This window comes from Pseudoalteromonas sp. TAP-3C (genome assembly GCF_059888565.1).
The window spans coordinates 2978929-3004959 of sequence record NZ_CM187618.1 but is presented as its reverse complement, the minus strand read 5'-3'; the positions used below and the strand labels follow the sequence as shown (position 1 = coordinate 3004959).

The 26031-nt window shown below is 41.6% G+C and carries 28 protein-coding genes; 19 read left to right on the top strand and 9 right to left on the bottom strand.

Annotated elements, in window-relative coordinates; genetic code table 11:
• Positions 1-127 precede the first annotated feature (127 nt).
• Positions 128-304 carry a hypothetical protein gene (locus tag AC6H44_RS14090; RefSeq protein ID WP_500738452.1) on the top strand — a complete coding sequence of 59 codons (177 nt, stop codon included), beginning with the start codon at positions 128-130 and terminating at the stop codon, positions 302-304.
• Between the two features lie 45 nt (positions 305-349).
• On the top strand, positions 350-1336 hold the full coding sequence (istA, locus tag AC6H44_RS14085; protein ID WP_500736261.1) for an IS21 family transposase: 987 nt from the start codon (positions 350-352) through the stop codon (positions 1334-1336).
• A 20-nt stretch (positions 1337-1356) separates the two neighbouring features.
• Here the strand turns inward: istA and tnpC are convergent, their stop codons facing one another.
• The 3 genes from tnpC to tnpA form a co-directional block, all read right to left on the bottom strand.
• Positions 1357-2925 (bottom strand): IS66 family transposase, encoded by a 1569-nt coding sequence (tnpC, locus tag AC6H44_RS14080; protein ID WP_500736260.1) that lies wholly within the window; start codon positions 2923-2925, stop codon positions 1357-1359.
• A gap of 67 nt (positions 2926-2992) precedes the next feature.
• A complete protein-coding gene (gene tnpB / locus AC6H44_RS14075; protein ID WP_500736258.1) occupies positions 2993-3358 on the bottom strand; it encodes an IS66 family insertion sequence element accessory protein TnpB in 366 nt (121 codons plus the stop codon).
• Positions 3358-3660: an IS66 family insertion sequence element accessory protein TnpA gene (gene tnpA / locus AC6H44_RS14070; RefSeq protein WP_500736256.1), complete on the bottom strand. Its 303-nt coding sequence runs from the start codon at positions 3658-3660 to the stop codon at positions 3358-3360. The genes tnpB and tnpA overlap by 1 nt, the downstream gene beginning before the upstream one ends.
• A gap of 147 nt (positions 3661-3807) precedes the next feature.
• Here tnpA and istB point away from each other — a divergent pair, with 147 nt between their 5' ends.
• Complete coding sequence (gene istB, locus AC6H44_RS14065) at positions 3808-4581, top strand: IS21-like element helper ATPase IstB (RefSeq protein WP_500736254.1); 774 nt, start codon at positions 3808-3810, stop codon at positions 4579-4581.
• 355 nt (positions 4582-4936) lie between these two features.
• On the opposite strand, the gene AC6H44_RS14060 is transcribed toward istB, so the two are convergent.
• The 4 genes from AC6H44_RS14060 to hslR form a co-directional block, all read right to left on the bottom strand.
• Positions 4937-6475: a phosphoenolpyruvate carboxykinase gene (locus tag AC6H44_RS14060; RefSeq protein ID WP_500736253.1), complete on the bottom strand. Its 1539-nt coding sequence runs from the start codon at positions 6473-6475 to the stop codon at positions 4937-4939.
• Positions 6476-6620: 145 nt separating this feature from the next.
• Positions 6621-8234 (bottom strand): IS1634 family transposase, encoded by a 1614-nt coding sequence (locus AC6H44_RS14055; RefSeq protein ID WP_500736251.1) that lies wholly within the window; start codon positions 8232-8234, stop codon positions 6621-6623.
• Positions 8235-8504: 270 nt separating this feature from the next.
• Positions 8505-9350 carry an Hsp33 family molecular chaperone HslO gene (gene hslO, locus AC6H44_RS14050; protein ID WP_500736249.1) on the bottom strand — a complete coding sequence of 282 codons (846 nt, stop codon included), beginning with the start codon at positions 9348-9350 and terminating at the stop codon, positions 8505-8507.
• A gap of 12 nt (positions 9351-9362) precedes the next feature.
• Entirely contained in the window at positions 9363-9785 is a 423-nt protein-coding gene (gene hslR, locus AC6H44_RS14045; protein WP_500736247.1) for a ribosome-associated heat shock protein Hsp15, read from the bottom strand.
• 202 nt (positions 9786-9987) lie between these two features.
• Between hslR and gspC the strand changes: the two genes are divergently transcribed.
• From gspC to AC6H44_RS13980, 13 genes are all read left to right on the top strand, one after another.
• On the top strand, positions 9988-10923 hold the full coding sequence (gspC, locus tag AC6H44_RS14040) for a type II secretion system protein GspC (protein ID WP_500736245.1): 936 nt from the start codon (positions 9988-9990) through the stop codon (positions 10921-10923).
• Positions 10924-10946: 23 nt separating this feature from the next.
• The gene (gene gspD, locus AC6H44_RS14035; RefSeq protein WP_500736244.1) at positions 10947-13010 is read left to right on the top strand and encodes a type II secretion system secretin GspD; all 2064 of its coding nucleotides are present in this window, start codon (positions 10947-10949) and stop codon (positions 13008-13010) included.
• Positions 13003-14565 carry a type II secretion system ATPase GspE gene (gene gspE, locus AC6H44_RS14030; protein WP_500736242.1) on the top strand — a complete coding sequence of 521 codons (1563 nt, stop codon included), beginning with the start codon at positions 13003-13005 and terminating at the stop codon, positions 14563-14565. The genes gspD and gspE overlap by 8 nt, the downstream gene beginning before the upstream one ends.
• Before the next feature lie 2 nt (positions 14566-14567).
• On the top strand, positions 14568-15803 hold the full coding sequence (gspF, locus tag AC6H44_RS14025) for a type II secretion system inner membrane protein GspF (protein ID WP_500736241.1): 1236 nt from the start codon (positions 14568-14570) through the stop codon (positions 15801-15803).
• Between the two features lie 69 nt (positions 15804-15872).
• On the top strand, positions 15873-16295 hold the full coding sequence (gene gspG, locus AC6H44_RS14020) for a type II secretion system major pseudopilin GspG (RefSeq protein ID WP_500736240.1): 423 nt from the start codon (positions 15873-15875) through the stop codon (positions 16293-16295).
• 49 nt (positions 16296-16344) lie between these two features.
• Positions 16345-16932, top strand: coding sequence for a pilus assembly FimT family protein (locus AC6H44_RS14015; protein ID WP_500736239.1), 588 nt, complete (start codon positions 16345-16347; stop codon positions 16930-16932).
• Positions 16932-17306, top strand: a complete 375-nt coding sequence (gene gspI / locus AC6H44_RS14010; RefSeq protein WP_500736237.1) for a type II secretion system minor pseudopilin GspI — start codon at positions 16932-16934, stop codon at positions 17304-17306. The genes AC6H44_RS14015 and gspI overlap by 1 nt, the downstream gene beginning before the upstream one ends.
• The gene (gspJ, locus tag AC6H44_RS14005) at positions 17307-17972 is read left to right on the top strand and encodes a type II secretion system minor pseudopilin GspJ (protein WP_500736235.1); all 666 of its coding nucleotides are present in this window, start codon (positions 17307-17309) and stop codon (positions 17970-17972) included. It begins immediately after the preceding gene.
• Positions 17972-18958 carry a type II secretion system minor pseudopilin GspK gene (gspK, locus tag AC6H44_RS14000; protein WP_500736234.1) on the top strand — a complete coding sequence of 329 codons (987 nt, stop codon included), beginning with the start codon at positions 17972-17974 and terminating at the stop codon, positions 18956-18958. The genes gspJ and gspK overlap by 1 nt, the downstream gene beginning before the upstream one ends.
• The gene (gene gspL, locus AC6H44_RS13995) at positions 18955-20163 is read left to right on the top strand and encodes a type II secretion system protein GspL (RefSeq protein WP_500736233.1); all 1209 of its coding nucleotides are present in this window, start codon (positions 18955-18957) and stop codon (positions 20161-20163) included. Before gspK ends, gspL begins: the two co-directional genes overlap by 4 nt.
• Complete coding sequence (locus AC6H44_RS13990) at positions 20160-20633, top strand: type II secretion system protein M (protein WP_500736232.1); 474 nt, start codon at positions 20160-20162, stop codon at positions 20631-20633. Before gspL ends, AC6H44_RS13990 begins: the two co-directional genes overlap by 4 nt.
• 3 nt (positions 20634-20636) lie before the next feature.
• A complete protein-coding gene (locus AC6H44_RS13985) occupies positions 20637-21395 on the top strand; it encodes a type II secretion system protein N (protein ID WP_500736230.1) in 759 nt (252 codons plus the stop codon).
• Between the two features lie 21 nt (positions 21396-21416).
• Positions 21417-22004 (top strand): UPF0149 family protein, encoded by a 588-nt coding sequence (locus tag AC6H44_RS13980; protein WP_500736229.1) that lies wholly within the window; start codon positions 21417-21419, stop codon positions 22002-22004.
• A 33-nt stretch (positions 22005-22037) separates the two neighbouring features.
• Here the strand turns inward: AC6H44_RS13980 and AC6H44_RS13975 are convergent, their stop codons facing one another.
• Positions 22038-22244, bottom strand: coding sequence for a hypothetical protein (locus tag AC6H44_RS13975; RefSeq protein WP_500736228.1), 207 nt, complete (start codon positions 22242-22244; stop codon positions 22038-22040).
• Positions 22244-22603: a hypothetical protein gene (locus AC6H44_RS13970; protein WP_500736226.1), complete on the bottom strand. Its 360-nt coding sequence runs from the start codon at positions 22601-22603 to the stop codon at positions 22244-22246. Before AC6H44_RS13970 ends, AC6H44_RS13975 begins: the two co-directional genes overlap by 1 nt.
• A 283-nt stretch (positions 22604-22886) precedes the next feature.
• Here AC6H44_RS13970 and ccoG point away from each other — a divergent pair, with 283 nt between their 5' ends.
• From ccoG to AC6H44_RS13955, 3 genes are all read left to right on the top strand, one after another.
• Entirely contained in the window at positions 22887-24317 is a 1431-nt protein-coding gene (ccoG, locus tag AC6H44_RS13965; RefSeq protein ID WP_500736225.1) for a cytochrome c oxidase accessory protein CcoG, read from the top strand.
• A 79-nt stretch (positions 24318-24396) separates the two neighbouring features.
• Entirely contained in the window at positions 24397-25371 is a 975-nt protein-coding gene (locus AC6H44_RS13960; RefSeq protein WP_500736224.1) for a serine/threonine protein kinase, read from the top strand.
• Between the two features lie 35 nt (positions 25372-25406).
• Positions 25407-26030: a thiol:disulfide interchange protein DsbA/DsbL gene (locus AC6H44_RS13955; RefSeq protein ID WP_500736222.1), complete on the top strand. Its 624-nt coding sequence runs from the start codon at positions 25407-25409 to the stop codon at positions 26028-26030.
• The last annotated feature ends 1 nt before the right edge of the window (position 26031 follow it).

Genomic DNA, 26031 nt, shown 5'->3' with positions numbered 1-26031 from the left:
CGATCCCCGCGGAAGGCCGCCCCGACACAATGATAGTTATTAGGCGACAATTAACTTGGCCGGTTCGCGACAACTAGGTTAACCGGTTTTGGTAAGCTTCAGATATATCAATTCAACAGAGATAGATATGTCTGGAAAATCCATAACCAAACAACAGGTTAATTTATATATGTCTTATCGTAAGGATCATAAACAAACAACTGCCGCTGCCAAAGCGGGCATGTCAGAGCGTACCGCTAGGCGTATTGAGTCAGGGCAACATACTGTTACCAGCAATGCAAAAATGATCCACTTCAACAGTTGAAATCTGATCCAGTTAACTTAACACTGGTGCTTTTGGATAAGCACCATGATTTCAAAAGAAGAGTTCATGAAAATAAAAGTCTTAGCCATGCAAGGCATGTCTCAACGAGCCATCGCTAAACAATTGGGCATATCGCGCAACACCGTTAAAAAATACCTTCAAGGTGACTTTGACGAGCCGCATTATGCTACTCGTAAAACGGGTATTTCAAAATTAGAGGCCTTTAAACCGTATTTACATTCTCGATTAGCTAAAGCCGCTCCAATACATTTATCAGCCGTTGTTTTGCTCAGAGAAATTAAAGAGCAAGGCTATACCGGAGAAATATCGTTACTACGCCAGTACTTGTATCAATATCGAGGCAGCGTTGAACCCCAACCCATTATTCGCTTTGAAACAGAAGCGGGCAAACAAATGCAAGTTGATTGGGGCCAAATGCGGGGTGGGAAATCACCACTGCACGCCTTTGTCGCTGTTTTAGGCTTCAGCCGGGCATTGTTTGTCGCAATTACTGATAACATGCGCTATGAAACACTCGAAGCATGTCATCGCCAAGCCTTTGAGTATTTCCAAGGCATTCCACAGCAAGTGTGGTATGACAATATGAAAACAGTGGTAATAGAGCGTGATGCTTACGGTGAAGGCAAACATCGCTTTAATCAATGCTTTTATCAATTTAGTAAAGAAATGGGGTTCATTCCAAAGCTATGTGAACCCTACCGCCCACAAACAAAAGGCAAAGTAGAGCGAATGGTGCGCTATGTACGCGATAACTTTTATCAGCCATTAGCCACTAAATTGTCTGCCCTTGAACTTACTTTGGACGTTGAAACTGCCAATGTTGAAGTCATTAACTGGTTGAACACAGTGGCTAACCAGCGCATTCACGACACAATAAAAGTAAAGCCCGCAGAGAGATTAAAAGAAGAGCAAACGTACCTACAACCTTTACCCCCGCTCCAACCTGTTGCACCACCACAGCCGGCAGAAGTGGCTATGCCTGTATTTGATATGTCCTTCGTAAGCGCTTAATTCTGCGCGTATATTGACAATTATGCTAATTGATCGCTGTTGCTGATATTCCATGGCAGCAGCGCTTCGATTTGCTCTACCGTTTCGGCATAAGGTAACTTGGTTAGCAAGTCATGAAGATACTGATACGGCTCAAGGTTATTAAGCTTGGCACTTTCTACGATGCTGTAACACACCGCGCTGGCATGGGCACCCTGTGGGGTGTCGGCAAACAGCCAGGCTTTACGCCCAACCACGAACGGGCGAATGGCATTTTCGGCTAAGATATTACTGATACGCAGTTCGCCACAGGTGCAGTAAACCGTCAGCTTTTTCCATTGGTTTAACATGTAGTGAATGGCCTTGCCCGTTAGGCTGTCTTTGGGCACTTTGTTCACATTGGTATCGAGGAACGCTTTGATGTCATTTAATATCGGCACGCTATTTTGTTGCCGATACGCTTTGATGTGCTCAGCCGTGAAGTCTGTTTGTTTCTCGCTTAGGTCGTTTATCTGGCGCTCAATATTGTAGAGCTTTTTAATCAAGGCGAGTGCCACGGCAGCCTTGCCGACGTTGTTGGTTTTTTTCTTTGGCGCAGCGTCGAAGGCATCTTTAAATTTGCGCCGTGCATGGTCCATGCAACCCACACTAATGAGACTATATTTTTTACACGCAGGACTGTACCCATCATAACCATCAGTTTGCAGGTAGCCTTTAAAGCCCTCGAGTAATGTCAGCGGCACTTGCCCGCTACGCGACGGGTCGTAGTCATACAGTATGCTTTGTTGCCCCGGCAAACCGCCAAGGGAAACCCACATGTATTTCTTGGAGGTCGCGGCTTTGCCGGGCTCCTTTAATACTTGTAACGGCGTTTCATCCATCGCAATAACGTTGCCTTCATGGTGTTTGTCGCGCATCAGGTTAATGATGGGCTGCAGCACGTTGGCCGATTTCATCACGTAATTGGCCAAGGTGGCGCGGGAGATGTTGCCGCCATAGCGCGCGAGCTGCTTTTCAATCCGATATAACGGTAAACCATCCACGTATTTAGCCGTAATGGCATGGGCGATTAAGCCAATACTGCCCATGGCGCCTTTGATGGGGTGTTTTGGCAGTGCAGCCGCCACCATTTTTTGGCTTTCTTCGCCTTGCCCGAACACCGCTTTTTCCTGCATGTATTCCAATATACGAATTTTAGCGGGGATAATGTCTAATTCTTCTTTAACCTTGGCGAAGAAGGTGCTTTTAGCGCCGGTTTTTTCTTCATCAGTAAGGTATAAGAAGATTTGTTCACGGGGTAAATCAGCCGCGAACGGTTTACGGCCACGTGGTGTAGAGGGGGCTTTTTTATTCGTGTTAGTGGCCAGCGTTTCGTCTTGCTCATGAGCAATCACATCAGGGTCGGTGACTAACTCGGCTTCATCAAACAACAAGAACTGCCCTTGGCCGATTTTTTCACTGCTGGGGGCAAAGCGTTTTAATTTGAGGTGGCGCACCACCTCTTCTAAGATTTTGATGCGCTCAGACTGTTGTGTATTCACACGGACTTGCTCTGCTAACTGAGCACGAAGCAACTCAATTTCAGTCATATTTTTAGAAGAGGAAGTCACGATGCAAATAGCCTTTAACGCCTTATTTTAACTGGGCTTATTGTATCAAAACAGGCTGCTTTTGTCGCTAAAAAACTGACTCAAATTGCAATTTTTTATGGGGTTTCATCAGGTTAATATCATAGCCATCGAGTAACCAATTAAGTTGTTGCCCCGTTAAGTTCACCAGCTCATCAGGGCGCTTGGGCCACTTAAATTTATCCTCAGCTAACGCTTTGTAATACAGTACAAAGCCATTATCTTCCCAGAATACGCATTTGATTTTGTTACGCTGTTTATTGGTGAATGCATACAGCTCACCACTAAACGGGTTGTGGCCTAATTCTGCTTCAATCAAGGTGCTTAAGCCGCGATGAGACTTGCGAAAATCAATCGGCTCACAATATAAATACACGCGCGGTAAATGGACAGCAGGTCGCAGAGTCGGTTGCATCAGCGTAGGTACTCCAACAATTGCGCCGCAACCGGGGCGTTCATGGCATCGATGCCACCCAGTACAACGCCGTTGGGGAGGGTGATACAAAGCGATGATGCGCTCTCAGGCACCGCTGCCAACTGAGCCACGGCAAATCCTGACGGACGAGTAAGCTGTACATCATTGCGCTTAGCTAATTTGCACTTCCAATAACTAAATTGATTTTGGTCGAGCTCGTGAGTACGGCAATAGTGTGCTTGCGAGCCGCCGGTTTGTTGCCATGCATCGATATGATGCTGCCAATGTTGTGTATGTGACATATTAAAACCTCGATAAGTAATGACTGCCGTCATTATCAAGGCTCAGGTTAAATTTGGAATAACGCGGCGTAATGAGCGCTTACTGTCCTTCGAGACTCAACCGTTACATCATGACTTAAACATTTACGCGCAATTCTCGGAGGCACTATGAACTTGCAACTCGCACGTTTACATGAACTAACGGAGGAGCTGCAACTCGCCGGTGTTGAAACAAATGCAACAGCGCTAGCGCAGCAAGCAGCAAAAGAGGAATGGGATTATTTACAGTTCTTAGAGCGCGCACTGCAAAGCGAGCAGGCGTACCGGCACCAACGTAAACAGGTTATGTTTACGCGTATGGCTGGATTTCCGTCATTAAAATCGCTCGAGGAATTTGATTTTACGTTTGCCACCGGTGTGCCCAAAAAACAAGTTAACGAGCTTGCCACACTCTCGTTTATTGAACGAAAAGAAAACGTCGTTCTGCTCGGGCCATCAGGTGTAGGCAAAACACATATTGCCAGTGCGCTAGGTTACAAGGCAGTGCAAGCAGGCTTAAAAACCCGCTTTATTAGCGCGTCTGATTTAATATTGCAATTAACCACAGCACAACGTCAAGATAAGTATAAACAAGTGATGCAGCGCTCAGTTCTGGCACCCAGGCTACTAATAATTGATGAAATAGGCTATTTACCGTTTAGTGCTCAGGAATCTAAATTATTGTTTGATGTCATTGCAAAGCGTTATGAAAAAGGAGCGGTCATACTCACCAGTAATCTCCCATTTGGACAATGGGGGAGCATTTTTGCGAATGACACAGCGTTAACATCAGCAATGTTAGATAGAATTTTACACCACTCACATATTGTTCAAATTAAGGGGGAAAGTTATAGGATCAAAGAAAAGAAACAAGCCGGATTAATGGAAAACCTTAATAAATAGTGGATCATTATTCAAATGGTGGAGTGGATCACTTTTCGGTTGTTGTTGACAAGAATTGTTTTATTGCTGATGACAACGCACAGTTGCACTACTCAACATAGTTATATGGCGTTTAATTTTAGATACACGAAATGGAATATAGTGTTTATACAAACCAATAATTTCTATTTTAAAGTTTAATAGACTCTCGGTGTGTCTTTATCATGAACTGCACAGAGGCACAAGAGAAAACGTCTTTAGGTATTAGGTAACTCATCAGCAATTAGCAAAGAAACCACGTCGCTGGATTAAGATAGATAGGATCAAAAACGCCAACTCAAGGTTGGCGTTTTAATTATCAGGCTAGAGGTGATTATTAAACTTTAGGGCCTGCATTTTTAATTTCGTCAGATACATCGTACTTAGCGAAGTTTTCAGTGAAGTCTGCGGCAAGTTTAGCCGCGTATTCAGCATACTTAGTTTTGTCTTCCCATGTATTGATTGGGTTAAGCAAATTACTATCTACGCCGGGTACTGCAACGGGTACGTCTAGGTTTAGCACGTCAATATGTTGAGTTTCAACACCGGCTAATTTCCCAGATACGATTGCATCAACAACAGCGCGCGTTGTAGGTATATCAAAACGCTTACCAATACCGTAAGGGCCACCTGTCCAACCAGTATTAACTAGGTAAACTTTAGCACCAAATTCACGTACACGTTTCATAAGCAGCTCAGCGTATACACCTGCAGGGCGTGGGAAAAAAGGTGCGCCAAAACAGGTTGAGAACGTGGATTCGATATCACTGGTAGAGCCAATTTCTGTCGAGCCTACTTTTGCTGTATAGCCGCTCAAGAAGTGGAATGCTGCAGCTTCTTCGGTTAGTACAGATACTGGAGGAAGTACGCCACTTACATCACAGGTTAAGAATACAACAGCCTTAGGCTCGCCTGCGCGGTTTTCTACTTTACGTTTTTCAACGTGTTCCAATGGATAAGCTGCACGGCTATTTTCAGTGAGGCTGGTATCGTTAAAGTCTGGCACACGATTTTCATCAAGGACAACATTCTCTAAAATAGTACCAAAGCGAATTGCATCCCAAATAACCGGCTCATTCTTTTGTGAAAGGTCGATACATTTCGCGTAACAGCCGCCTTCAATATTAAATACACTGCCAGGTGCCCAGCCATGCTCATCATCACCGATTAAAAAGCGAGTTGGATCGGCTGATAACGTTGTTTTACCGGTACCGGATAAGCCAAAAAACAATGCGGTATCGCCTGCTTCACCTACGTTAGCGGAGCAGTGCATTGGTAGCACTCCTTTCGCTGGTAGTAGGAAGTTTTGAACAGAAAACATCGATTTTTTCATTTCGCCAGCGTAACGCATACCCGCAAGTAATACTTTACGCTGTGCAAAGTTGATAATGACCGTGCCATCACTATTTGTGCCATCGCGTTCTGGATCACATACAAACGAAGGTACGTTCATTACTTGCCATTGTGGAAAGTTGGCCTTGTTGTATGATTGCGGTTGAATGAACATGTTTTTAGCGAAAATATGGTGCCACGCAGTTTCTGTTGTAACAACCACGGGAAGGTAGTGTTCTGGATCAGCGCCAACTTCAAGGTGAGAGATAAAGTGGTCACTGCTTTGCACGTGTGATTCTACACGTGCCCATAACGCGTCAAACTTATCTGCATCGAATGGGCGATTAACATTACCCCATTGGATTTCATTTTCAGTACTTGATTCTTGAACAATAAAACGATCTTTTGGAGAGCGACCGGTACGACGACCAGTGTTAGCTACAAAAGCACCATTGGCGGCTAAAGTCCCTTCGCCACGGCTGATAGCGTGTTCGACAAGTTCAGCTGCAGTTAGATCGACAAAACGGGTAGCGCTTGAAGTCATGTTTATACCTAAATTGTGTGAGATTGAACGGGATAGCTCTGGATCTTAGTAACCTTTAAGCTACAAATATAGTAACAGATGGATTAAAGATATTCGAGCTTATAAACACCGTAAAAACATATAAATCCGATCTTCCGCACCCATTTTAAGAATAAATCCGCTGATATTTTTCACCCAAGCAATCAACAATGGTTTGATTGCGCGGCTGCATATTCGCCACCATGGGTGGCTTATCAGGCCAATACATTATGATGATATGCTCGAAGCACTGGAACACCCAGCGTGCCGTGGGGCGTTGGCCCGGCTTGTATTTCATTGTGGGGAAGTAGCAGTTTTTCTCGACCAAGGTTTTGCGAATTTGATGCTCTAACCCCGCGTACACCATTAGGCAGCAAGTCATTACCATGAGTAACGCTTCAATGCGCTCAGGCTTTTTCAGGTAAATAGCGCTCGTAAGGAAGTCGGGACTTTTCAAGAATCGAAAGCCTTTTTCTACATTCTGCTGCGCTTTGTAGCTGCTCAGCAAGTTTGCCATGTCAAGATGGTCGCTAACATCATTGGTGGCAATAATGAACAAACCCAGTTGTTGTAAAGCGGCTTTTCTGGATGCCAGTGGTGTGCATAATGCACCCGTAATCTGGTATTCGATACGCTCAGGAGATTGTCCGAGTTTAGGGCGTCCTGCTCCCTTAAAAATGGCTACTTCAACAACATGTGCATCCACATCACAGACCGTTTGTTTGCCACGCCATTTGACAAGGGCTGCTTGAGCATCTTTTTCGCAAGCGAAGCGTTGTTGACACAGTTTTTTAAAGCTTTTGCGGGCAACTTCTCCGGCTTTTAGCATACGCTTGTTCAGGTTATGCTGCTCTCGCTTATACGCCTGCTCACGGCGAATGAGTAGCCATTTTTGTTTCACCCCCCCGTATTCACTGTCATAACTCACGCCTTCATAGCCAGGTGAGATAGGGGTGAAATTCAAGTTAGGCGCTTGCTTAACAAGGGTTTTAGCTTCTTTGAGGGTTTGCGGTACCCGCGTAATGAACAGTTGGCCTTGAGTATGTAAATCTTTAATGGTTTCTTGCACATACAAGGCGGCATCGGCCACAAAGTAGCGGCTGGCTTGCGCGGCTTTTAAACTGCCAATATGTGCCTTTACAATCTGTTTAAAGCCTTCCATATCATTGCTGTTGCCACTGGCAGGCTTCATATAAACCGGAATGCCTGACTGGTTCTCACAGATAAGATTGAGTATCACTTGGTTGAGCTCAGGGCGATGGTCGCGCGAATAACCTTTCGCGATACGGATAGGTTTTGGTTCGTCATCATCAGGCTCGCTTGTCGCTTTGCCATCGTAATGAAAGCTTGTTGAATCAAGGTGTAAAGCTTCGGTTTGTAACCCTAATTTCTCTACCACCGCCTCACCCAATTGCTGATACAGCTTCGATACGCCGTATTCATATAAGGTGTCTAAACAGCGACCGAGCGCATCGTCGTTGATGTGCTCAGGTAATACGCCTTCACCAATTAATCTATCAAGCGGCTTGCCTTGAAAATACTCGCTGTACATATGCAGTGTGCGGCCAGTGAAACCTAGGCCGTTTAGCACCATAGCCAACACTAATTGACCACAACTGATGTTGCGCTCAGGCGCCACGCCACCGAGTGCGTTATCAATAATATCGACAAAACCTAGATCGTGACAAAATCCAGCAACTAAGCCGTGGTGTTCGAGTTTTTGGGCATAAGGGATAGACATAAATACGCGCTCTCAAAAGAGAGTAATAGATCAAATATGGGGATCGCCGTCAAGTATTTTTTAACAAAATTCGATCAACCGCTCATTTAATGAACTAATTTAATTCAGATTTAGGGTGCGGAATGACAGATAAATTAAGGAAAAAACATGAATAATTTCAATGATACCGGTGTCATAAAAAATACATTGTTTGTGATACCGGTGTCATTTTTTAGACAAAAAAAAGCCATAAAAATTATGGCTAAATGTTGGAATGAGTAATATAAAAATTTAGTTAAAAATACTTTTTATATCTTGTTCGTTAAACACATAATCTTTTAAACAATAATGGCAGCTAATTTTAATTTCACCATTTTTTCCGACATCATCCAAAAGCGCTTGTTGACCAATATTAACCAAAGCCGTCATCGTTTTATCGCGGTTACAACCACATTTAAACTGAATGGGTTGAGGGTCAAATACACGCGGATTATCTTCATGATAAAGACGCATCAAAACTGTATTAGCATCAAGCTTTAGCAGTTCTTCATCTTTAATGGTATTACTGAGTGCCTCTAGATGCGCAAAATCTTCAATTGATTTTTGCTTATCTACAGGTAAAACTTGCAGGAATAGTCCACATGCTTTGGCATTACCTTCTGTGGTATCTGTTGCGAACCAAAGGCGTGTTTTCAATTGCTCCGACTGCTCAAAGTAGCTTTCAATGCATTCACTTAATGTGTCATGCTCTAAGGGTACTATTCCCTGGTAACGCTCACCTTGGCTAGGAGTAATAGTGATCACCATGTAACCTTGGCCTATTAGATCTTTAACCGTTGAACCTGTCACCTCGCTTTGAAGTCGTGCTATGCCACGCATATTTTGCTGATCGTCACCATTGATCGCCGCATATTTTACCGGGCCATCACCTTGTAGCTGAACCGCAATTTCGCCTTCGAACTTTAATGTTGCTGTTAGTAAACAGGTTGCAACAAGCAGTTCACCTAGTAATGCTTTAACAGGTTCTGGATAATTGTGTTTAGCAATCATTTCATTATAAGCGTTACCTATTTGCACGAGTTCGCCACGAACATCGAGGTTGTCAAATAAATAGCGGTGAAGTAAATCTTGTTGCATGAGCGGCTATACCTAACTTGATTTCATTTTTAAAAGTTCGCGCCTTTGCTTTTTATCTGGTTTTTTATCCGGATGAGGAGCAAAGAAACTGTTATTTTTGCGTGCGATAGTATTTTCTTCACGCTTGGCAATACTTGCATCAGACTCTTGATACATGGTCTGTGCTATGGGGGCGCTTTGGCGTTTTTCAAGTATATTTAATACTGTAATGGTTTTTTCATCAACACCTTGGGCTAGCTTTATAACTGCACCAACTTCTACAATTTTGCTGGCCTTACTGCGTTGACCATTATAATGTACTTTGCCGCCTTGCACCATTTCTCGTGCTATTGCGCGCGTTTTATAAAATCGAGCCGCCCATAACCATTTATCTAACCTGACCTTAAGCTCGCTCGCGTTTTGTGAGCTGTCATTGAGTTTAGTTTTCTTTGTCATGTAACATCTCTAGTAAATTCGGTTATGGGTTAAATTACCATGAAATAGTTATGCCATGAAGTTATTGCTTGATTTCATTAGTTGATGATAGAAACAAATCAACCTGTTTACAAAGTTTAATATTAGCATGCTTGTTGAATGAAAAATGAAAAGGTACTATGGGTAAGTGATTTAGCTATAAATTAAAATAAGAATACTACTTATGGAACAGCGCGTTCAACAATTTAAACTGCTTTTAAACCGATTACCGCATGCGAAATTAAGCGCATTAGTTATGGTTTTAGTTACTGTTTATATTGCATTTTTATTATCAAAGTTGGTTTGGCTCTTATGGCCACAGCCAGCAAGTTCACCTCTTGCACCCATTAACTACTCAAGCCAAGTTAATAGCGGCAACAACCAGTTTGTAGATTCAATCATTGAGCAATTTTTATTTGGTAAAGTAAATGTAACAAAAAGCGCAAATACTGCCGAACAAACTAAAGTGATTAATAATGCTCCTGAAACACGTCTAAGTATAAATTTAACGGGCATTGTCGCTGTAAGTAATGATGACAAAGCGGGGATGGCGATTATTGAATCGCAAGGCCGACAAGTAAGTTACTTAGTGGAAGATGTAGTGCAAGGCACGCGGGCAAAGGTATCGCAAATACTTCCAGATCGTGTCATTTTAGATGTAAGTGGTCGCTTTGAAACGCTAATGCTGGATGGGCTCGATTTTACCAAAACGGTTTCTATGCCTGTACTTGCCGCGCGAGAAGAGCCTGAAATGGGGCCCTTAGCGCACAGCGAAGAACAAATTGATGCAACCGCCAATCTTGAAGTAAAAGAAGCATTAATAGAAACCCGCGAAGAACTTCTAGAAGAGCCTGGCAAGTTATTTGATTATATACGCGTTTCTCAAGCGATGAATGATGGGGAACTTATAGGTTATCGTTTGAGTCCAGGTAAAGAGCCTGAACTATTTAAACAAATGGGATTACAAAATAACGATTTGGCCGTGGCAATTAACGGTTATCAATTAACAGATTTAAAACAGGCAATGGCAGCCATGAATGAGCTGCGAAATAGTACCGATGCAACCATTACCATAGAACGTGATGGCGAGCAAATAGACGTACTTTTTAGCCTACAATAATTCAGCTTTGGAGTTTTAACATAATGGTTCAGGTGCTACACCTCAAAAAAATTAAAAAAGGGTTAGCTAAGTATGCGGCACTTTTTTTAGCGGCAAGTATTTCTATGTCGGTAGCTGCTGTTGAATATGCGGCTAACTTTAAGGGCACAGATATTAATGAGTTTATTAATATTGTGGGTAAAAATCTTAATAAAACCATCATTATTGATCCTAACGTGCGTGGCAAAGTAAATGTACGCAGTTATGAATTAATGGATGAGGCCCTCTATTATCAATTCTTTTTAAATGTATTAGAAGTTTATGGCTATTCAGCTGTTGAAATGGATAATAACATTATAAAAATAGAAAAAAGTTCAGATGCTAAAAAATCTAATGTGCCATTAATTGCCGCTGATAATGAAGCGTCTGGTGACATGATGATAACCCGTGTTGTACGGGTTAAAAATGTAAGCGTACAAGAGCTAGGCCCTTTGGTTCGTCAATTTAGCGACCAAAAAGACGGCGGCCATGTTGCTAACTTTAACGCCGCTAACGTGATGATGCTAACAGGGCACGCAGCCTCAGTTAACCGCTTGGTAGAAATAATTCGCTCAGTTGACCAAGCGGGTGATAAACGTGTTGATATTGTGAGGCTTAAATATGCAACGGCTGATGATGTTGTTTCAGTAGTTGATAATATTTACAAAGACAATGGTAAAGGCAGCGTTCCTGAATTTTTAATTCCTAAAGTGGTGGCTGATGGCCGTACCAATAGTGTGATTGTAAGTGGTGAAGGCCAAGCACGTACTCGCGCTATTGAACTCATTAAACGTCTAGACGGTGAATTGGAAAGCCAAGGCAACACTAAGGTATTTTATCTAAACTACGCAAAGGCAGACGATTTAGTAAAAGTGCTGCAAGGTGTGAGTAAGTCACTGACAGAAGATGCCAAAGGCGGGGCTACCAATACCCGTAGTACCAGTAAAAATGATACCAGCATTGAAGCGCATCCAGATTCAAACTCATTAGTCATTACCGCTCAGCCAGATACTATGCGTTCACTTGAATCGGTTATTGAGCGATTAGATATTCGCCGCGCCCAAGTATTAGTGGAAGCCATTATAATTGAAGTAATGGAAGGTGACGGCGTTAACTTTGGCCTGCAATGGATTTCAGAGCAAGGCGGCATGCTGCAATTTAATAATGGCAACACTGTACCCGTTGGTGCTTTAGCAGTGGCTGCAGAGCAAGCACGAGATAAAACGGTGACAAAAGTGGTCACTGGTAGCGAATCAGGAAATGCAACACCTTACGATGAGACAAAAGAAGGTGACTACGGCCCACTAGCCTCATTACTCGGTGGTATTAATGGCTTAGCCATGGGTGTGATTAAAAATGACTGGGGCGCAATTGTGCAAGCGGTTTCAACCGATACTAATTCGAACATTTTAGCGACTCCATCTATTACTACAATGGATAACGAAGAAGCGTCTATTTTAGTCGGTCAAGAAGTGCCAATTATTACCGGTTCGCAAACTGGCAGTAATAATACCAATCCATTTCAAACGGTTGAGCGTCAAGAAGTGGGTATAAAGCTTAAAGTGACACCGCAGATTAATGATGGTTCAGCGGTGCAATTAACCATAGAGCAAGAAGTTTCTAGTGTGAGTGGTGCAACAGGTGTTGATATTTCGGTGAACAAGCGGGCAATTAAAACAACCGTAATGGCCGATGATGGCGGCATGGTGGTACTTGGCGGCTTGATAGATGAAGATGTACAAGAAAGCGTGTCAAAAGTACCTTTACTAGGCGATATTCCTATTTTAGGGCATTTATTTAAATCAACCAGTACTACCAAGCGTAAACGTAATCTTATCGTGTTTATTAGACCGACCATAATTCGCGATGGCGTGAGTATGAATAAACTTAGCTTTAGTAAATATAACTTTATTCGTGGCGAGCAATTTAAAAAACGTGAAGATGGCATTAATTTAATGCCAATGACAGACACACCTATTTTACCTGAGTGGAATGACGAGTTAGTGTTACCGCCAACGTATGAAGAGCATTTACGTAAACAAAATGCACAAGAGCGTAACAATGACTAATGCCATAGAAGATATTAATCAAGACGTTGTTCATCCAATGACGCACAACGACACGCAGCTTGCTCAAGAAGCGTTAGTTGAGCTACCTGCTAAGCGCTTGCCGTTTGCATATGCAAGACGGGTTGGTGCGTTACTCAGTAAACATAAAGATGACCAAATTGTGTATTACCGTGGCGAGCTTAATGTTGATGTGTTATTGGAAGTGCGCCGTATTGCTGGGCGCGGTTTTACACTTGAGCAACTAGAAGATGATAAATTTGAGTTGCTGCTTGAGGCATCGTATCAACGTGATAGCTCAGAAACGCAACAAATGATGGAAGATATCGGTAATGAGGTTGATTTATTCTCGCTTGCTGATGAGCTTCCACAAACAGAAGATTTGCTCGCCGGTGATGACGACGCGCCTATTATCAAGCTTATTAATGCCATGCTCAGCGAGGCCATTAAAGAAGGCGCATCTGATATCCACATCGAAACATTTGAGCAAGAACTGGTTATTCGTTTTCGGGTCGATGGTGTACTTAAAGAAGTTTTAAAACCTAACCGCAAATTAGCCTCTTTACTGGTATCGCGTATTAAGGTTATGGCTAAACTCGATATTGCTGAAAAACGCATACCACAAGATGGTCGGATCAGTTTACGTATTGCAGGGCGTGCCGTTGATGTGCGGGTATCAACCATGCCATCGAGCTTTGGTGAGCGAGTCGTACTGCGCTTGCTTGATAAAAATAATGCGCATTTAAACCTTGAAGATTTAGGCATGACCGCGAAAAACCGAGCGCTGTTTGCCGATTTAATTAGTAAACCTCACGGGATTATTTTGGTTACAGGCCCAACAGGTTCAGGTAAAAGTACCACGTTATATGCTGGTATGAGTCAAATTAACTCTCGAGATCGTAACATTCTAACAGTTGAAGATCCGATTGAGTATGAAATTCCCGGTATAGGCCAAACACAGGTTAATACCAAGGTCGATATGACTTTTGCGCGCGGTTTGCGTGCTATTTTACGTCAAGATCCTGATGTAGTTATGGTCGGTGAAATACGTGATTTAGAAACCGCTCAAATTGGTGTGCAAGCATCGCTTACCGGTCACTTGGTTATGTCAACGTTACACACAAACACCGCTTCAGGTGCTATTACCCGTATGGAAGATATGGGGGTTGAACCGTTCTTATTATCGTCTTCGTTACTGGGGGTATTATCACAGCGCTTAGTCCGTACTTTATGTAATAGTTGCAAAGAAGGTCATATTGCAGATGAACGCGAGTGTGAACTGCTTGGCGTACCATTTGACAATGCACCGACAATTTATCGTGCGGTAGGGTGTGAAGAGTGTAATTTTAACGGCTATCGCGGTCGTACTGGTATTCATGAGTTACTTGTTGTTGATGAGGCCATTCGTGAAATGATCCACAGCGGTAAAGGTGAGCAAAGCGTAGAAAAATATATTCGTAAGCGCAGCCCTAGTATTCGTCAAGATGGCTGTAGCCGTGTACTCGCTGGTAAAACAACGCTCGAAGAAGTGCTGCGCGTAACCCGTGAGGAAGGCTAATTATGGCAGCGTTTGAATACCGCGCACTAGATGGCCGGGGAAAAGAAAAAAAAGGTATTTTAGAGGCCGATACGGCCAAACAAGTTCGTCAGCTTTTACGCGATCAAAGACTAACTCCTTTAGAGGTTGTACCCGCAGCGCAAGATGACAAGCAAGTCAGAGGTCAAAAAGCGCCCTTGCTGGGTTCTTTATTTAAACCGACGATATCAACCGCTGATTTAGCGTTAATTACCCGCCAGCTTGCAACCTTAATTCAGTCAGCTTTACCCGTTGAGGGTGCCGTAATGGCGGTTGCTGAGCAATGTGAAAAACCCCGTTTGAAACGTATGCTGATGTCTGTACGCTCCAAAGTGGTGGAAGGGTACACCCTTGCTGATGGGATGAGTGAGTTTCCGCATGTATTTGACGACTTATACCGTGCCATGGTGGCGGCAGGCGAAAAGTCAGGTCATTTAGATCAAGTGCTTAACCGATTGGCTGATTACACCGAGCAACGCCAACATATGCGCAGTCAAATTACGCAAGCCATGGTGTATCCCATTATTTTAGTGGTGTTTGCCATAGGCATTGTGTCGGTATTATTAGGCACTGTGGTGCCGAAAATATTAAAAACCTTTGAAAAAACCAAGCAAGTTTTACCTTGGACAACCGAGTGGGTAATGGCGGGTAGTTATTTTGTTCAAAATTACTGGTTTATAAGTTTACTAGTTATTACAGCCACCGTTGCAGGAATTAAATATGCACTAAAAAAACCTAAAGTACGGTTTTGGTGGGATGCAAAAGTATTACATATGCCTGGCATTGGTAAAGTAGCCAGAGGTATCAATACTGCGCGCTTTGCCCGTACCTTAAGTATTTTATCGTCAAGCTCAGTACCTTTACTCGAAGGAATGCGCATTTCAGGTGGGGTGTTGATTAACGAAAAAATTAAACAAGCTGTGGCTGATGCCGCAGAAAGAGTCAGTGAAGGAGCGAGTCTGCGTGCTGCACTGCAGCAAACTAAGTTGTTTCCTCCAATGATGCTGCATATGATAGCCAGTGGTGAAAAATCCGGTGAACTTGAGCAAATGTTAGAGCGAGCAGCTAATAATCAAGATCGCGAGTTTGAAAGTATGGTTAATGTGTCATTAAAACTGTTAGAACCGGCAATGATTGCCTCTATGGCGGTTATTGTGCTGTTTATAGTAATGGCAATATTACAACCAATTATGGCAATGAATAAGGCTGTAGGCCTTTAACTATTTTTTATATTAATGATTTACTTAAATCATTTTTGCTTAATGTTTTTAGAATAATGAGGTAATAGCGTGAATAAACAATCAGGTTTTTCTTTACTAGAAGTGATGGTAGTACTGGTTATCATCGGTATGATTATGTCAATTGTGGCACCTAATATTATGGGCCAGCAAGAGGAAGCGGCTATCGATAAAGCGCATTTAGATATTCAACAGTTAGAGGATGCCGCTAGCCTTTACAAGTTAAAAAATAAAAGCTACCCGAGTACAGAGCAAGGGCTTGAAGCGTTGGTGACTAAAACCAGTATTGAGCCTATCCCAAAGCGTTTTCCTGATGGCGGTTTTATTAGTAAATTACCAGAAGATCCATGGGGCAACCCTTACCAACTTATTTACCCAGGTGAAGTAGGTAAAATTGATATTTTTTCAATGGGGCCTGATGGTGAAGTCGGTACTGAGGATGATATTGGTAACTGGGCTGAAGATAAAAAGTAATGCCTATTAACGCTACCATATACTTAAACCCAATAAATTGGAGTTTACCATGCAGGTAAGCCCAAGGCACTTACGTGCAAAGCGATATGGTTTTAGTTTAATAGAAATTTTAGTGGTATTGGTGATCATCGCCTTTGCCACCAAAATGGTGGTATACAGCTTAGATGGCGGCGCTGAGGAAGAGCTAGATAAGCAAGCAAATAGTCTGCATACCACTATTAATGCCGCATCAGAATTTGCTGTACTTAACCAAGTAGAGTTAGGTTTATTAGTTGATCAAAATACCCTTGAATTTTTAGTGTTTGATGGCGAAAAATGGACCAGCTTTGAGCAGGAAGAATTATTTAAACCGATTGAGTTTGACCAGCAATACAAAGTAACACTTAACCTTGAAGACTTACCTTGGGCACAAGATAACTTATTAGAGCAGTCAAATTGGCGTGAATTAATGAGTGGCGATGATGAAGACAGTTTATTAGAGCTTAAAAAATTAAAAATACCTGATGTACTTATTTTATCCTCTGCCGATGTAAGTGCGTTTCAGCTGATGCTTGAATTAAAAGATCAGGCGCAGCCGGTATACTTTATTGAAGGTAAATTTGCAGCACCAGTTGATTTTCGTCGAGAGCCAGAGTAATGAAAAAACACCAAGGTTTTACCTTACTTGAAGTCTTAGTTGCGCTGAGTATTTGTGCCATGGCGGGTATTGCAGCAATGCAAGCAACCAGTGAGCATATTTACCATTTGTCTAGTATTGAAGAGCAAACGTATGGCTCATGGGTGGCCGAAAACGTGTTAGTAGAGCAGCGAACCTTAGGTGAAAAGTGGCAAGGAAAAAATGGTGCGCGTGGCAGTGAAATGATGGCGGGTATTGAGTGGTTTTGGCGCCAAGATGTAGTGCCTACTGCCGATAAAAGCTTTGTAAAGGTGACTGTTAATGTATTTACAGATGATAAGTACGAAAATTCAATTTATGAATTAAGTACCTATTTAAATAAAGGTAAGCCATAAGTGAAGCAACGCGGTTTTACATTATTAGAAGTCATGGTGGCACTTGGTGTGTTAGCGTTTGTGATTATGGCGACGCACCAAATACTCGATACCACAACCCGTGCTAAAGAGGCATCGGATGAAAAAATTGCTGAGCTAAATGGCTTACAAACAGCCTTTAGATTGATGGATCAAGATTTTAGCCAAATGACTAAGCGCCAAGTACGTAATGAAGCTGGGGATTTTCAAGAGCATTATTTACTTGCTGGGCGTTATATTTTAGACAGCCAACTTGATGGTATTGCCTTTGTCCGTGATGGTTGGATGAATCCTATTAACTTACTTCCTCGCTCTGAACTTCAAGCCGTTGGTTATCGTGTAATTGACGATAATTTAGAGCGTGTGTATCGCATTTATGTTGATCAACTCGATAATATGGAACCTCGTAGCCAAGTTGTTTTAGCTGATGTAGAAGCGCTTAAATTTGAGTTTTTGGATGACAAAGGTGAGTGGCAAGAAAACTGGCAAATTAAGGCGTTACCTAAAGCGGTAGCGGTAACGATAAAGCAAATGGATGCGGAGCCTATCAGGCGTGTGTTTTTAGTGCCTGGGCTAGGTAAAGAGTTACCAAAAGCAGTTGAAGGTGGTACTAACCCATCACAACCAAATTCTCAAGGAACGCCTTGATGAATCAACAAACATCACGCGGCGCGGCTTTGGTTATTGTGCTATTTATTGTGGCGCTGGCTGCTATATTAGCTGTTGAAATGAGTGCAAACTTGATGCTGCAAGTACAAAAAAGTACTAACTTGCAAAGTCAGCAACAAGCTAAATGGTATGCTTATGGTGCTGAAGAATTAGCAATTAAAGGTTTAATTCAAAGTAAAAAAGACGATCCAGAAAAAACCACCTTAGCGCAGCCGTGGGCAAAGCAAGGTGATGTTAAGTACCCAGTTGATAATGGCACGTTAAGCGGTCAGTTAACTGATTTACAAGCCTGTTTAAACTTAAATGCGCTTGGCGTTGAGCCCGACCCAAACAGTACTAATAAAACCAACCCAGCGCATAAAGCGCTGTTTGCCATTTTAGAAAATATAGATGACTTACCCAGTGATGAATCTGAAGAAGCTATGGCTGATAGCGTGTTTGATTGGCTTGATGAAAACAGCATTACTTATCGCTCAGGGGCTGAAGAGGGCGAGTATTTATCGCGCCAGTTTCCGTATATGACGGCTAATAGCTTATTTGCTTCAGTGTCTGAACTGCGCTTAGTTAAAGGATTTAACCCCTTGGTTATGGAAAAAGTGCTGCCTTTTGTTTGTGTGATCCCAGGCAGCACGTTACTTTCAATTAATGTTAATACTATTACTGAGGAGCAAGCTTTATTACTCAGTGGTTTAATAGATGAGTTAAGTGTTTCAGGCGCACAAGCGGTAATTGCTGCGCGTCCTGAAAATGGTTTTGATAATATTGAAGAGTTTTTTGAGTCTGCATTACAACAAGGCGGCAAAAATATTAAAGACGTAGAAAAGCTTTTTAGTGTGAAAAGTGAATATTTTAAATTACAAACGCAGGCAAAATTTGTTGATTTGCGTTTTTCGATGACCACATTACTGCATGCCAGCAATGGCGAGGTAACGATACTGGCGCGAAAATTTGGAGGCGTACAGTGACAGAAATACTGTTGATCCGCACGGGTCAAACTGAACAAAACTTACTTAGCTGGTTAATATACTCACCACTAGAACAAGAAATAATAGCCAGTGGCGAGTTACAAAACGCTAATCAATTAAGTGAGCTTACTGAAAAGGCATTAACCCGAGAGCTGGTGGTACTTTTACCCTGCGACCAAGTGCAATTAAAAACCGTGGCACTGCCAACCAAATGGAACCGTAAGCTTGAGCAAGCATTGCCCTACATGCTCGAAGAAGATATTGCCTGCGATATTGACGATATTTATATTGCGCTTGGGGAGTCAACCATGCTTGCAGAGCAACATGCAGTTAGGGTTGCGCTGATGAACCGACAATGGTTCGAACATTGGTTAGCGGTATTTGAACAACATCAGCTCACCCCCTATCAAATAATACCGGATGCGTTGTTATTACCAAGTGTAGAGCAGCCATTTGTTGCTGCCATTGAATTTAATAAGCAATGGCTATTTAAACAAGGTGATTGGCATATCGGTGCGGTTGAAAGCAGTTGGTTAAACGACTATTTAACGGCTTTGGGTAGCCCTGATATAAAACATTACAGCCCTGCCGATCAGTTTCCTGAAACACTTAACTTACATCCACAAACCAGTGACTATGAGCTGCCATTGGCATTGTTCGCAAAGCAGTTAAATAAACTTAAGTTCAATTTGCGTCAAGGGCCTTACACACTTAAAAAGAAAACAGCTCTATGGTGGGGGTACTGGAAAAGCGCCGCCATTATTAGTGTGATTGCTTTGGTATCGAGTGTGACGATTAAAGCGGTTGAATTACATCAGCTTAATTCGCAGCTTGAGATGGCTGAGGCGCAAGTGGTAGAGCGGTATCAAAAAGCGTTTCCTGATACGCGGGTGCGCCCTCATCTGATTAAGAATCAAATACAAGGCGCACTTGATAAAGTTCAGGGCGTTAATGATGTGGGCTTTTTAGATTTAACCAGCAAACTGGTTAATGTGTTTTCACAAGTGAATGAATTTACACCGCAAACCTTACGTTTTGATAAACGCCGTAGTGAGTTACGTATTCGTGCTCGGGCTAAAGACTTTCAAACGTTTGGCAAAGTTAAAACCATCCTTGAGCAGCAGGGGGTTAGCGTTGAACAGGGTTCACTAAATAATGATGGGGACTTTATCGTCGGTGAAATTAGGTTGCGAGGTGCACAATGAAACAGCAGTTCATAAAGTATTGGCGTTCATTAAAAGAACAAGAGCAGCAGTTAATCATAGTTGCGGGCGGTGTATTTATCATTTTTGTTTTAGTGATGGGAGTATTTAGGCCGTTAAATACCGCAATCGAGAGAGCACAACAGTCGACAATAAAGCAGCAAGAATTGTTAGCTTGGGTAGATGACAGTATTGTTAAACTTAAAGCAGCAGGAAAAACGCAAACAGTAAGCAGTCAAAACCTTAGCCAAATAGTGAACAGTACGCGCGGCCGCTACAATATTAATATTAGTAAAATGCAGCCTAGCGATAATTCTCTGCGTTTAACGCTCGACTCGGTAGAGTTTAATCAATTAATCCAATGGATTGACGAGCTTGTTAATCAACATGGCGTAAACGTAGAAAACCTAGATTTAAGTCAAGATGACAAACCCGGTTATGTACGTGTAAGCCGTTTAGTATTAGAGAAGTAATTAATGAAAAAAATAATAATATTATCCATCGTTTTTGTCATAAGCTTTATTGTTTTTAGCGTTATTAAACTACCTGCTGCGGTTGCTTTAAATTTAGTTAAGCCGTATTTACCACCGCAGTTAGAAATAGGCCAAACTGTTGGCACCGTATGGCAAGGGCAAATGATGCAGCTGCGCTTTGATGGTGAGCAATTAAATAATGTACGTTGGGATATATCAGGATGGTCAATATTTAAAGCTCAAGTAAACACTAACTTACGTTTTGGAACCCCCCGTGATCGTAATGATATCTCTGGATATGCAGATATTAGTTATTCACTAGCAAACGAGGGACTTAAAATAACAGATGCTGTACTACGCTCAACCGTTGAGCGAGCCATGCAGCGAATTAATTTGCCACTGCCAGTTACCGCTAAAGGGCGGATGATTTTAGAGCTGGATGAATACATTTCAGGCGCGCCATATTGCCAATCATTGCAAGGTGAAATCGCCAGTCCTGATATTGACGTACAAGGTTTAACAGGTTGGTTTAATATTGGCGCACTGAGCGGTAAATTAAGTTGTAAGTCGGGTGATGTTGCCATACTTATTGAGCCAGATAATAGATTAGGATTAGAGGCTGATGCTACACTAAAAGCTAATTTGGACTTTAAAGTAGCAGGATATGTTAAACCTGACCTCACTTTACCGAAAGAAGTCCATGACGCGGTGAAGTTTTTAGGTAGACCCGATAACCAAGGTCGCTATCCACTTAAATTTTAATATTTTATATAAAGAGTTTTAATGCAAATACCTCAGTTTACTGAGCAGCACGCCAAGCTGCTCAGCGAGTTTTTAACTACCCAGCCCGGCGCTATGAGCCTTAACCAAAGCCAAGGTTATTTATTTGGCATTATATGTTCACCTGAGCCATTAGAAGTACACCAATGGTTAGCGCAAATTCTACCCAATACAGCGAATGACCTTGATGAAGACATGTTGTTTTTATTTATGGCATTACACCATCAAGTGAGTGAACAAGTATTCGAGCTGGGTTATAAATTACCTGATGTGTTTGATTGTGACTTTTGTCAGCAGTGGTGTTCGGGTTTTTTAACAGCAAGCCAAGCGTATACCCATAAGTTACTAGCAAGTGAGCAACTTGATAGTCAATACAAGCAAGCGCTTGAAAGTGCGCAGGCTACACTAAGCTTTTTTGCACTGGATAAACCCACTATCGTGCAAATTGCACAGCAAAACCATATCGATGAATTACATCTATGCGAGCAGCAATATGAATTAATGGGTGACTTTGCGTTAGGTTTTGCCGAATTGATTGAAATTGTAGCGCTTAATAGTGGTTTATATACAGATGAAGGGTGGGAAGAGTAAACTGTTTGTGGTGCTTAATGACTATTTTCAAAATTAAGCACCAATTTCCAATTCAATATCGGTGCAACCTTGTTGGCACTTTATTACCCCCTTACCTCGCTCGCTGGTGGCTAGGTTGAGAGTTAACACACCATGGCAATGCTCACACTTTAATGTTTTACCCTGTGCTAGTTGTTTTAGCATGGTGCGGTGCTTATTAAATGAGTTACTTGCTTCCTTATTTAATTTAGAAAAATCCATTACTTCACCCTAGATTGCGCTAATGACTCGTTAATAATATTACATACTGTGGTTAATCGTTGTTCGTAAAAGTAAAGGTTGAGATCCCCTTGACGACAGTAACGCAGTTCAAATAACTTCACTGATTCATCGTTTGTAAAGGTTTTAGCAACGTAGTCTTGCTCAGAATGAGAAAGTGATAACTGCTTATTTATTTTGTTTCTCGTCATGGTTGCTACAGGAAAGCGATCTACTTTAGTTGTGCTACTCAACAAGCCTATACCATCGCTGAGTAAACGTTCTCTAGGTTCTTTTACTAAAGGGTGATCAACGGTAAAAAATACCAGTATTACAATCACTAGTATAAAAAATTTCTTCATAAATATACAAACCTTGATCCAAACAACACTTTACTAGCTGGCAAGTGTAATAAAATACACCTTAAAAGCAAGCCACAAGTTGAATAAATTATTGGTAATCTAATCAGTAATTTTAGTTAATATGCGTATAATAAGCGCTAGTAGTTAGATATTTCTGAAATATCTGAAACTATACAAATGCGACCTAAAGCGTATTATGTTTAGCATGTAAGTTGCTACACTTGAACTCTAAGTACAAAAAGATTGCTGAATTTTTATTTCCTAGCGGCGTTGAGGAACTTCAATGGATAAGCAAATTAAAGTAAAAAATATACCCACAGAGGTTAAGATCGAAAAACCAGATCTGAGCCGTCAAGAAGACAGGTTTAATCCACGTAATCGTATTTATGTACGTGCAGTTACAGGGCTTCATCAATTACTAAGACAGCGCATAGGCTTTTTAGGATTGTTAGCGTTTATGTTGTTGCCATGGATAAATTTTAACGAGCAACAAGCCGTCTTATTTAATCTAATGGAGCAAAAGTTTAATATTTTTGGTTTAACTCTGTGGCCACAAGACTTCACTATCCTTGCATTTATCTTGATGCTTGCAGCGTTTGCCTTATTTTTAGTTACTACGTTTTATGGCCGAGTATGGTGTGGTTATACTTGTCCGCAAACGGTATGGACCTTCATTTTTATTTGGTTTGAAGAAAAGCTAGAGGGCAGCGCTAATCAGCGCAAAAAGTTAGATCAGCGGCCGATGGATTTTGATAAGTTTTGGCGGAAAACGGCAAAACACACCAGTTGGGTATTATTTTCTTTATATACTGCGTTAACCTTTGTTGGTTACTTTACGCCTATTCGTGAACTGCTACCTGACTTTATTACCTTAGATGTAGGTGGTTATGCCTTAGTAAGCATTATTGTATTTACGGCGTGTACTTATGGTAATGCGGGCTGGATGCGCGAAATTATGTGTTTGCATATTTGTCCGTACTCACGCTTTCAGTCAGCAATGTTTGATAAAGACACCTTTACAGTAAGTTACGATGAAGCTCGCGGTGAAAACCGAGGGCCACGTTCACGTAAACAAGACCCTAAAGCACTGGGGTTAGGTGATTGTATTGACTGTAACTTGTGTGTACAGGTTTGCCCAACCGGAATAGATATTCGTAATGGTCTGCAATACGAGTGTATTAATTGTGGTGCGTGTATTGATGCTTGTGACGGCGTAATGGATAAGATGAATTATCCACGAGGGCTTATCTCTTACACCACAGAACGTAATTTAGAAACCCCAGAAAATAAAACCCACCCGTTGCGTCCAAAGTTAATTGGTTACAGTGTTATTTTACTTTTACTTACCGGTGCATTGGTTGCTAATATTGCCATGCGCAAAACCATGGACTTTGATATTATTCGCGATCGTAATCAGCTGTATCGTGTCGATTTTAATGGCTTAGTTGAAAACACGTATACCTTAAAAGTAATAAATAAGGCGCAATATGAGCAAACATTCTCTATTGATGTCGCTGGGCTAGATAATTATAAATACATAGGCGACACCACGTTTACAGTGAAAGCCGGAGAATCGCATAATGTACCGTTATCATTAGTGATGGACCCCTATGATTTACAAGCGCCAATGACTGAGTTTAACTTTGTACTGTCGCCAATAAACGAGTCCGATAATCAAATATCGCGGCCAAGCAACTTTTTTAAAGCACGATAAATCGCCTTTATTAAAGTTAAACTGGCAGTGTGATTAACAAAAGCGGGATTTTCCCGCTTTTCTTTTATATAAGAAGTATATGAGTAAATTTAGCTTTATCGATTTGACCCCAGATCTTATTTTAGATGCCATAGAAAGCGTTGATATTTATGCTGAATCGGGGTTATTAGCCCTTAATAGTTACGAAAATCGGGTGTATCAATTTATAGCCGAGGGCGCAAAACGCTATGTCGTTAAATTTTATCGCCCTGAGCGTTGGAGTAAAGCGCAAATTCAAGAAGAGCATGATTTTGCCTTTGAGCTTGCAGCGGCCGAAGTCCCTGTGGTTGCGCCAATAACCTATAATGGGCAAAGCCTGTTTGAACACCAAGGGTATTTGTTTACTTTATTTCCAAGTGTTGGCGGGCGTTTATTTGAAGTAGATAATTTAGATCAGCTCGATGTACTCGGGCGTTTAATTGGCCGCATGCATCAAGTAGCTAAAACAAAATCATTTACCCAAAGACCAACTGTGACCTGTGATGAATATCTGCATACAGCTAAAGTTCATTTACAAAAAAGTAACTTAGTGCCTATGGGATTAGAGACTTCCTTTTACACTATTTTAGATTTAGTTATTGCTCAAACTCAACAGCAATATAAAAATGTAGAAAGCATTCGCTTACACGGTGACTGCCATGCTGGTAATATCTTATGGGCAGGAGATGCATTAATGTTTGTTGATTTAGACGATAGCCGCCAAGGACCTGCCATTCAAGATTTATGGATGATGCTTAGTGGCGATCGACAAACACAGCTGTTACAGTTAGACACTTTAGTGAATGCGTATGAAGAGTTTTGCGATTTTGATCACTCACAACTGAGGCTGATCGAACCGCTTCGCGCTATGCGTATGATTCATTACATGGGGTGGGTTGCAAAACGCTGGAGTGATCCCGCTTTTGTACGGAACTTTTCATGGTTTGCAGATGACAAATACTGGGAGCAACAAATTTTAGCGCTTAAAGAGCAGTTTGCAGCTTTGCAAGAAGCCCCGTTAAAATTATTGCCATAATATTTTTATTTAAAAAGAAGTATAACGAGATATTCATGCTTAAAAAATTAAAACTAAGTTTACTGATCCTATGTTTACCTTTCGCAGCATTAGCTGCCAACTTTGAAGCGGGTGATCAATACACTGTTATTGACGTTGAAAAAAGTAAAACGCCGAATGTAACCGAGTTTTTCTCTTTCTATTGTCCGCACTGTTTTAAATTTGAACCGGTAGCAAAAGAGATTGCAGAAAATTTACCTGAAGGCACGGAGTTTATAAAAAACCATGTCAATTTTTTAGGGGGGGTTTCACCGCAAGCACAAAGTAATTTAAGCCTAGCTTACTTAATTGCAAAAAAGCACGGTCAAGCTGAAGCAGTAACCGCGCAAATTTTTAAAAGTATTCATATCCAGCGTGCGCCACTGACTGAAATTAAAGACGTTAAAAAGCTATTAGAGCTTAATGCAATTGATAACATCACATTTGATAACGATATTGCCAGTTTACCTATTATTGCGGCTGAGCGTGAAATGCAAGATAAACAAAACACATATTCTGACCTTGGCGCATTAACCGGTGTTCCTACATTTATCGTAAATGATAAATACAAAATCAATATTAATACAATCAAGAGCCAACAAGAACTTGATGAGTTAATCAGCTTTTTATTAAAACTATAAT